Below are 8,401 nucleotides of genomic sequence, written 5' to 3'. Positions count from 1 at the left end.
TTTTTTATTAAGTTTTTCACTAACTTGCTGCCAGACCAAATCAGGCAGCGTACCCAATGCTTTTAAAGGCATGGTTAGTTTTTTCGGAAATTCAATCACATCATGCCCGCTTTCGATACCGTCTCGTATGGCGTGACTGGCCTGCGCTGGCGTTTGGATAAACGGCATCGGAAAGTCATTCTGTTTGGTCATCGGCGTTTCAACAAAACCAGGTACGACTAAGCTGACTGACACATCATACGGAGCAAGGCTAATCTGTAGGGTCTTCATCAGATAATGGATAGCAGCTTTTGAGCTACCATAGGCCTCAGCGCGCGCAAAAGGCACATAAGCAGACGCTGAACCGATACCGACCAAGCGACCTTTTGAGGCAATTAGCTTTGGCAGCACTCCTTCGATCGCATGAGACAACGTGCCCATATTGACCGACATTACTTTCATAAACACACTGCTATCAAAGTTCGGCATATCTAAGTACTCACACATGCCAGCACCGCAAATTGCTAGATCGACATTGTCGATTTTTTCAAAAGCTTCGATGACCTTTTCTCGATCCATGAGGTCTAAATCAATCGTTTCTGCGCCTAAAGCCTGAAGTTCAGTCAACGCTTCATCGTCACGGCCGACCGCATATACATGATGATCTGCTAGCAAATAGTCTTTTGCCAACTGCTTACCAATGCCTGACGTCGCCCCAGTAATGAGAATATGTAATTTTTCAGTAGAATCTGTCATCGTAAATATCCTTTTTAAGTATTTTTATCTTTTTAAGTATTTTCATAATATGAAATTAATGCTCTTAAACTGATTGCTCAATGAAAATTTAGATTTTTGATAACAGCTAGCTATTATCATTATTCTTGGCAGATATCATTGGTCGCATTTCATTAAGCTATAAGCCATTTTATTTAACAAATCTAAATAATTATAGTGGTCGGCTACAGGTTTATTGTTGTGTCTTCGCAATCATATAGGCTTAAGCTTAATCTCAGCGTTTTATTTGTCATTTTCACAAGTACCCTGCTATCACAAGCAACAACACAATATTCTGTTACTAGCGTCATAAGACAGCTCAATATCAGCATGCTACAATGCAAAAACTAGCAATCGCGTCGTTTGCCGATGCATCATCAGCATCATCTATAATCGAATGACCGCCGTATCAAGGTAAGATAACACTATCTTTTTTCAAACTGCATGACATCTTGTCCTGATAGCAATGAAAACGTTATATAATTAATATCAGATTTTCACCAACCCCACCCTCATATAAAAAAGGATCTCTCATGAGCGAGTTGCAACTGTCTGACCGCGTCAACAACATCCAACCATCACCTACGCTAGCAATTACCAATAAAGCCAAAGAGCTAAAAGCAGCTGGTAAAGATATTATCGGTTTGGGCGCTGGTGAACCTGATTTTGACACCCCTGAACACATCAAAAAAGCAGCGATCGATGCAATCAATGATGGCTTTACTAAATATACAGCTGTCGATGGTACGCCAGAGCTAAAAACAGCCATCATCGAGAAATTCAAGCGTGACAACGACATCAGCTATGAGCCAAACGAAATCCTAGTATCGGTCGGTGGTAAGCAGTCATTCTTTAACCTTGCCCAGGCATTTATCAATCCTGGCGACGAAGTCATCATCCCAGCACCATATTGGGTCAGCTATCCTGACATGGTTATCATCGCAGAAGGCGTGCCAGTCATCGTCAAATGTCCAGCTGAGCAAGACTTCAAAATCACCCCTGAGCAGCTAGAAGAAGCGATTACTGATAAAACTAAATTGTTGGTATTAAACAGCCCATCTAACCCAACGGGTATGATTTATACATTAGATGAGCTAAAGGCCATCGCTGAAATATTGAAAAAGCATCCACAAGTTTATGTAGCTTCAGACGATATGTACGAGCACATTCGCTGGACAGGCGATAAGTTCTACAATATCTTAAACGCGGCACCTGAGCTAAAAGATCGCGCAATCATCTTGAACGGCGTGTCTAAAGCGTATGCGATGACAGGCTGGCGTATCGGCTATGCGGGTGGCCCTGCTAAGCTAATCGGCGCTATGAAAAAGGTACAGTCACAGTCTACTTCATGCCCAACATCAATCAGTCAAGTGGCTGCCGAAGTTGCTATCAGTGGTGATCAGAGCGTACTAGAGCCGATGGTAGCCGCCTTTGAGAAACGCTGTGACCTAGTCGTAGATGGTCTAAATGCCATTAAAGGTATTACTTGCTTGCGCCCTGATGGCGCATTCTATGTATACCCAAATATCGTACCGCTAATCAAAGCGGCTGGCCTGTCATCATGTACTGAATTCTCAGCATGGTTATTGGACAAAGTAGGCGTAGCAGTTGTACCTGGCGATGCATTCGGTCTTGGCGGCTATATGCGTATCTCGTACGCTACTGATGAGGCAACATTGAAAGACGCCCTATCGCGTATCGAAAAAGCAGTGGCTGACTTAGACGTTGCTGAATAAATCGTAAAGAGCAACGAGTCTTACCGCTGTTCATAAAAAAGACGCCCTATACATTCTATAGGGCGTCTTTTTTTACGCGAGTCTTGGGCATAACTAGGAAAAACACGCTATCTCATCATTAAACTGACAATTTTTACTAATTATGCAAAAAAAGGCTTGACGTATTTTTTAACTTTGCTAGAATACGCCCCACTTAGCAAGAACTCGTTAGAGACTTCTAAGGCTCGTTGTAAGCGATTAAACACTTACAGCCTATTCTCCAATAGCTCAGTTGGTAGAGCAACGGACTGTTAATCCGTGTGTCCCTGGTTCGAGCCCAGGTTGGAGAGCCACATTTTAGTAGTAATTTTCTTGAGTCAACTTTGATTCAATTATGGCATTTGCCAAAACCCTCATCAATTTGATGAGGGTTTTTTTATGCGTATCATTTAGGTTCTGTTGAACATTCAAATGTGGTACTGGCAGTGACTATTTTTTAGACAATACGCAGTGAAATTTTTGACGCCTAGTCGTTATAGGTTAGACAATTTCGCCATGTATTGGCAAAAAATAGCCCTGTCCTCCACTCGAGCACAGCTCTCGTCTTGCAAACGGGCAAAGCAGTGCTTTACTCGATCCGTTCTCAAGGCTGATGCTAAAATCACCTCAAACGTTGTTGCAAGCCTAGTTAAGGTCTCGACATTATCGTCGGTTTACGCCTAGTTTGATGCGATTTTCGCGATCAGCAGTCCTAATATTTGGATGTTCAACAGACCCTAATATTGATTATCTATTTTACCATTTTGATAAGCGCTAATAACTACTTTATCTCATACTTGATTATGACCATGATATTTAAAAGTAAATATCATAGTCACGATAAAACATTACTGTAGCAAGTTCTCTATTGGCTAACTTAGCTTGGCAATATTGGTAACCAGAATACCAATGCTAACAGTGTCACTAACAACACAGGCGGCGTGATCAGTAGACCAATCTTTATGTACTGTCTCCAGCTGATTTTGTAGTCCTTCTCTGCCAATACATGTAGCCATAGTAAAGTAGCCAGACTACCAATCGGCGTAAACTTAGGTCCTAAATCATTACCGATGACATTGGCATAAATCATCAGCTCTCGTGTTGCTGCAGGCACTTGTGCTTGATCAATTGCAAGCGCGCCGACTAGGGTCGCTGGCATATTATTCATAACAGAAGCAACTATCGCTGATAAAAACCCAGTCCCAACGGTAGCAATGACTGCGCCTTGTTGACCCAACCAGTTGAGTACTTGCGCACCATAGGCCGTAAGTCCTGCATTACCCAGACCGTATACCACTAGATACATACTAATTGAAAATAGTACGATTTGCCAAGGTGCTTTACGTACTACATCGCTTACAGAGACTACCGCACCATGCCCCCCTTGCCATATACGACCAGCGATTGCCATTAGTGCAACAGCAGCGATGCCCGTGACCAGTGAAATAGGCAACCCCAACGACTCTGTTGCAAAATAGGCGACCAGTAGCAAACCTAATAGTGGAAAAGCAGCTCGGAACACCAATGGATCGGTAATAGCAGACTCTGGAGCGCTTAGCTCGCTAGTCGAGTAAGTTTTTGGAATATGACGTGCATAGACAACCCACAACACCAGTAGCGTCGCTAATACAGACACTATATTGACTGGCACCATCACCGCCGCATAACGACCGAAGCCAATATCGAAATAATTGGCACTGACAATGTTGACTAAATTTGAGGTGACCAACGGCAGACTTGCCGTATCAGCAATAAAACCAGTCGCTATGATAAATGCTAACGCTGATGGTGGCGAAAATTTCAGACGTAGCAAGATAGCGATGACGATCGGAGTCAGTAGTAGCGCTGCACCATCATTGGCAAAAAAGGCAGAAATAAAGGCACCCAATATGACAATCATCGGAAATAATAAACGTCCTTGCCCATTACCAAGGCGTGCCACATGTAATGCTGCCCAGCCGAAAAACCCTGCTCGATCTAAGATAAGCGAGATGATAATCAGCGCTACAAAAGTAAAGGTCGCATCCCAGACAATATCCCAGACAATACCCACGTCTGATAACTGCACGACGCCAAGCGCTAACGCGACTAAAGCACCACCCATGGCGCTCCAGCCGATGCCCAATCCTTTAGGTTGCCAGATAACTAAGACTAAAGTGACCACAAAAATAGCAAATGCAAGCATTATACGACCTTACTTAAGCTGACTTTATTCAGCCGATTTAATATAGGGAATTAGATCGATTAGGGGGTTAGATCGATTTTTGATTGACGCGGCTCGATAGTTCTTCAGCACTCTCAACGCGTTCTGAATAACGATCAGTGAGATAATCTGAACGTCCGCGTGTGAGCCAAGTAAACTTCACTAGCTCTTCACAGACATCGACAAGACGCAGATATAACGGAGACATATCCATGCGATTGTCGTCGTTGAACTCTAAGAACGCTTTGGGTATCGAAGATTGGTTGGGGATAGTGATCATCCGCATCCAACGCCCAAGAATACGCATCTGATTAACCGTATTAAAGCTTTGACTACCGCCGCTGACTTGCATCAGTGCTAGGGTTTTACCTTGAGTTGGACGCACGCCACCTAGGGACAGCGGTATCCAGTCGATTTGCGCTTTCATGATACTGGTGATACTGCCGTGACGCTCTGGACTCACCCACAGCATACCTTCTGACCACTGCGCCAGCTCCCGTAACTCTTGCACTTTGTGATGGTCTGAGTCTACATCGTCAGGCAACGGCAAGCCTGATGGATCAAACATTTTTACTTCACAACCATACCAACGTAGCAATCGGCTAGACTCTTCAGCGGCCAATCTAGAAAACGAGCGTGCACGGACAGAACCGTATAGCACTAGTATTTTTGGCGGATGACGTGAGTCATTTGGCGCAACCAAAGAATCAACATCGATAGGCTGAAGATTATCTATATCAATATTGGGCAAATCGTCTAAGCTAAATTCTGGCGAAACAGTAGGATCAACGGCTAATGTTTGGTCAACCTCAGTGTTTGTCATGAGTAACAACCTCGCCGTCTTCTTTTGTAAAGCTACTTACTGGATTGGCTAGTAATTCAAACACACGCTCTGACGGACGACATAGAGCAGCGCCTTTATCAGTCACTACGATAGGACGGTTGATTAAAATAGGATGCGCTATCATGGCATCGATAATTTGATCGTCAGACAACTCAGGATTATCCAGACCAAGCTCATCATTAATAGCTTCTTTGCTTCTTAATAGCTCTCTAGGCGAAATCTGCATTTGTGCCAATAGTTCAACTAAACGGTCGCGGGTTGGTGTATTTTTCAGATATTCCACCACTTCTGGCTCTTCACCTGATGCTTTAATAATGGCAAGCGTGTTACGAGAGGTTCCGCATTTAGGATTATGAAAAATTAATGGCTTCATAGTGTTTACACCTATTTTATGTATTTATTGAATTGATAATTGGTTTAATCATTACCTTGCTCAGCAGACTCATTTACTCTACACCCGCTCAGGCTATCCATGAGTGACGCACACAATTCTGGATGTCCCGCACAGCAATCTTGCAGCAGGAACTGGATGACGTTATCCATATGTGATAGCGAAGCACGATAGATAATCTGTCGGCTATGACGCTGTGAGACCACCCATCCTGCCCGTGCTAGCACCGCTAAGTGGGCTGACATTGTGTTATGAGGAACAGAGAGCTGACGGGCTATTTCGCCCGCAGGTAGGCCTTCAGGCTCATGGCTGACAAGCAGCTTAAAAGCCTTTAAACGAGTATCTTGAGAGAGCGCAGCAAAGCTTGCGATAGCATTAGTTATTTCCATATGTCCAATAATACAGACATATTAAAATAATTCAATGTTTTACAGATATTTTTATTCTAAAAGAGATATCTCTGTGTAATTAACCTATATATATCAACAAGTAAAAGCAATTAACTAAATAGTGGAAATAATGATCACCTCACCTTTTCAACCTAAAACTCTCTACGTTTGGCCTTATGTAAATAACAAGTTTAATATATGTTATTGTATATTGATGACACTTATAAGTTCATGCTAGATTGAATAAGAGTTTATGCAACAGTAAAACTAAATTTGGCTGGTAGCTCTCGCTCTGTACTGCCAATAAACCTGATTAAAATAACTATTATGATTAAAACAACAATAAGGAAATGACCATGCTACTAGAGAAAATTAAGACCCCTGGACTTTCGCACTTATCCTACTTGGTAGGCTCTGGCGGTCAAGCAGCGGTAATTGATCCACGTCGTGACTGTGCGATATATGTAGAAAAAGCGCGTGCAGCAGGACTTGAGATTACTCATATTTTTGAGACACATCGTAATGAGGATTTGGTTTCTGGAGCACCTATGTTGGCCGCAATGACAGGGGCAACAGTTTTGCATGGACCTAATCCAGAACAACCTGTTGTCTACGCTGAGACAGTACGTAATGGAGACTGCTTTTCAATTGGCCAATTAGAAATCCGTGTCTTAGAAACGCCTGGCCATACTGATGATCATATTGCTTATGCGCTGTTTGACACGGCGTACCCAGATAGGGCTGTTGGCGTTTTTACTGGGGATGCGCTCTTTGTAGGTGATGTCGGTCGTACTGACTTCTATCCTGAGCGTCGTAGAGAAGTTGCAGGTTTACTTTATGACTCTTTACAAGACATTTTAGCGCTCGGTGATCAGGCGATTATTTATCCAGCTCATGGTGCAGGATCAGTCTGTGGTTCAGGCATGGCGGAACGTGAGTTTTCTACCGTCGGTCACGAAAGAATCAACAACCCACGTTTACAGATTACCGATCGTGAGACGTTTATTGACCTCAAGACTAGCGAAAACCATTATCAGCCGCCTTATTTCAGATTGATGGAGCACCTTAATATGGAAGGTGGTGAAGCGCCTCCAGTGGTTATGCGTCCGCGTAACCTTTCCCTCAAACAGCTAAATGACTGCGATGCTGATCATCTCATCGATATTCGTGAACCAATGGCGTATGCGTCAGGACACCTGCCCGGTTCTATGAGCTTACCTGTCAATATGCTACCTGCGTTTGCTGGATGGTTTATCGAGGAAGGACAAAGCTTGGCACTGGTAGCCTCTAATGAAGAACAACTGGCGACTGCGATGGAGCATCTGGTACGTATTGCTTTTGATAATGTCATAGGTGGTTATGTGGGTGTCGTCCCTGCCGCTGCTAAAGGCGAGAAGATGCAGCAAACCCCTATGATCGATACAACCGAGGTAGAGAGTCGCCTTAATAATGCTCAGAACTGGACATTGCTCGATGTACGCGATATCGATGAGAGAAATACTAATGCGATCGAAGGGTCACAGCATATCTATGTTGGTCATCTGAACGAGCGTTGGCATGAGCTTGACCAAAGTCGCCACTATACCTTGATGTGTGCCAGTGGTGCTCGGGCAACAATAGCAGCAGGGTGGCTCGCTAGTCGAGGTTTTGAGAACATTGATATCTATCTAGGGTCAATGGGCGCATGGCAAGCAACGCATGAGTAACTCTTTACCCTTAACTAAAATCTACAATGAGCTAAAACGCGGCTCAATTTTTAAACAATGCGTTTTAAGCAGAGGAATTTTAATGTGCTGTAACTAAGATATGCTATACCTAAAATAAGTACAAGGACCCTTCTTTTATTCAATATAAGACTGATATAAAAGAAGGGTTGTCGTTTTAGCTGACTTCTAAGTGATATGACTTAAATACATATAAATCGTAGTTCTAAATTCTAATTCTTACTGTACTTGCTTACCTGACTTGTAACTCATAAAACATAGATACATAAAAAACAGACACAAAAAAACCTCAAACAATCTAATGCTTGAGGCGAAACTTGCTTAAACCCAAAGGTTTAAATTC

7 protein-coding genes and 1 tRNA gene are annotated in these 8,401 nt (G+C 43.1%); 3 read left to right on the top strand and 5 right to left on the bottom strand.

Features of this window, described 5'->3' with window-relative positions; translation table 11 throughout:
* Nucleotides 1–735: SDR family NAD(P)-dependent oxidoreductase (locus tag CXF61_RS01110; RefSeq protein ID WP_165596845.1), on the bottom strand; the 735-nt coding region annotated here is incomplete at its 3' end.
* Nucleotides 736–1,286: 551 nt separating this feature from the next.
* Here CXF61_RS01110 and CXF61_RS01105 point away from each other — a divergent pair.
* Both CXF61_RS01105 and CXF61_RS01100 read left to right on the top strand, forming a co-directional pair.
* Nucleotides 1,287–2,489 (top strand): pyridoxal phosphate-dependent aminotransferase, encoded by a 1,203-nt coding sequence (locus tag CXF61_RS01105; RefSeq protein WP_165596844.1) that lies wholly within the window; start codon nucleotides 1,287–1,289, stop codon nucleotides 2,487–2,489.
* 256 nt (nucleotides 2,490–2,745) lie between these two features.
* Nucleotides 2,746–2,821: transfer RNA gene (locus CXF61_RS01100), tRNA-Asn, on the top strand.
* Nucleotides 2,822–3,384: 563 nt separating this feature from the next.
* Here the strand turns inward: CXF61_RS01100 and CXF61_RS01095 are convergent.
* The 4 genes from CXF61_RS01095 to CXF61_RS01080 form a co-directional block, all read right to left on the bottom strand.
* Complete coding sequence (locus tag CXF61_RS01095) at nucleotides 3,385–4,695, bottom strand: arsenic transporter (RefSeq protein WP_193834154.1); 1,311 nt, start codon at nucleotides 4,693–4,695, stop codon at nucleotides 3,385–3,387.
* A gap of 64 nt (nucleotides 4,696–4,759) precedes the next feature.
* A complete protein-coding gene (gene arsH, locus CXF61_RS01090; protein WP_165596842.1) occupies nucleotides 4,760–5,533 on the bottom strand; it encodes an arsenical resistance protein ArsH in 774 nt (257 codons plus the stop codon).
* Nucleotides 5,520–5,927 carry an arsenate reductase (glutaredoxin) gene (arsC, locus tag CXF61_RS01085; protein WP_057760920.1) on the bottom strand — a complete coding sequence of 136 codons (408 nt, stop codon included), beginning with the start codon at nucleotides 5,925–5,927 and terminating at the stop codon, nucleotides 5,520–5,522. The genes arsH and arsC overlap by 14 nt, the downstream gene beginning before the upstream one ends.
* Before the next feature lie 44 nt (nucleotides 5,928–5,971).
* On the bottom strand, nucleotides 5,972–6,334 hold the full coding sequence (locus CXF61_RS01080; protein WP_165596841.1) for an ArsR/SmtB family transcription factor: 363 nt from the start codon (nucleotides 6,332–6,334) through the stop codon (nucleotides 5,972–5,974).
* Between the two features lie 356 nt (nucleotides 6,335–6,690).
* On the opposite strand from CXF61_RS01080, the gene CXF61_RS01075 reads away from it, so the two are divergent.
* Nucleotides 6,691–8,040: an MBL fold metallo-hydrolase gene (locus CXF61_RS01075; protein WP_165596840.1), complete on the top strand. Its 1,350-nt coding sequence runs from the start codon at nucleotides 6,691–6,693 to the stop codon at nucleotides 8,038–8,040.
* Nucleotides 8,041–8,401: the final 361 nt, after the last annotated feature.

The sequence above is a fragment of the Psychrobacter sp. 4Dc genome (assembly GCF_002836715.1).
GTDB lineage: Bacteria > Pseudomonadota > Gammaproteobacteria > Pseudomonadales > Moraxellaceae > Psychrobacter.
The sequence above is the reverse complement of the archived record's forward strand: the minus strand, read 5'-3'. Positions and strand labels throughout refer to the sequence as shown.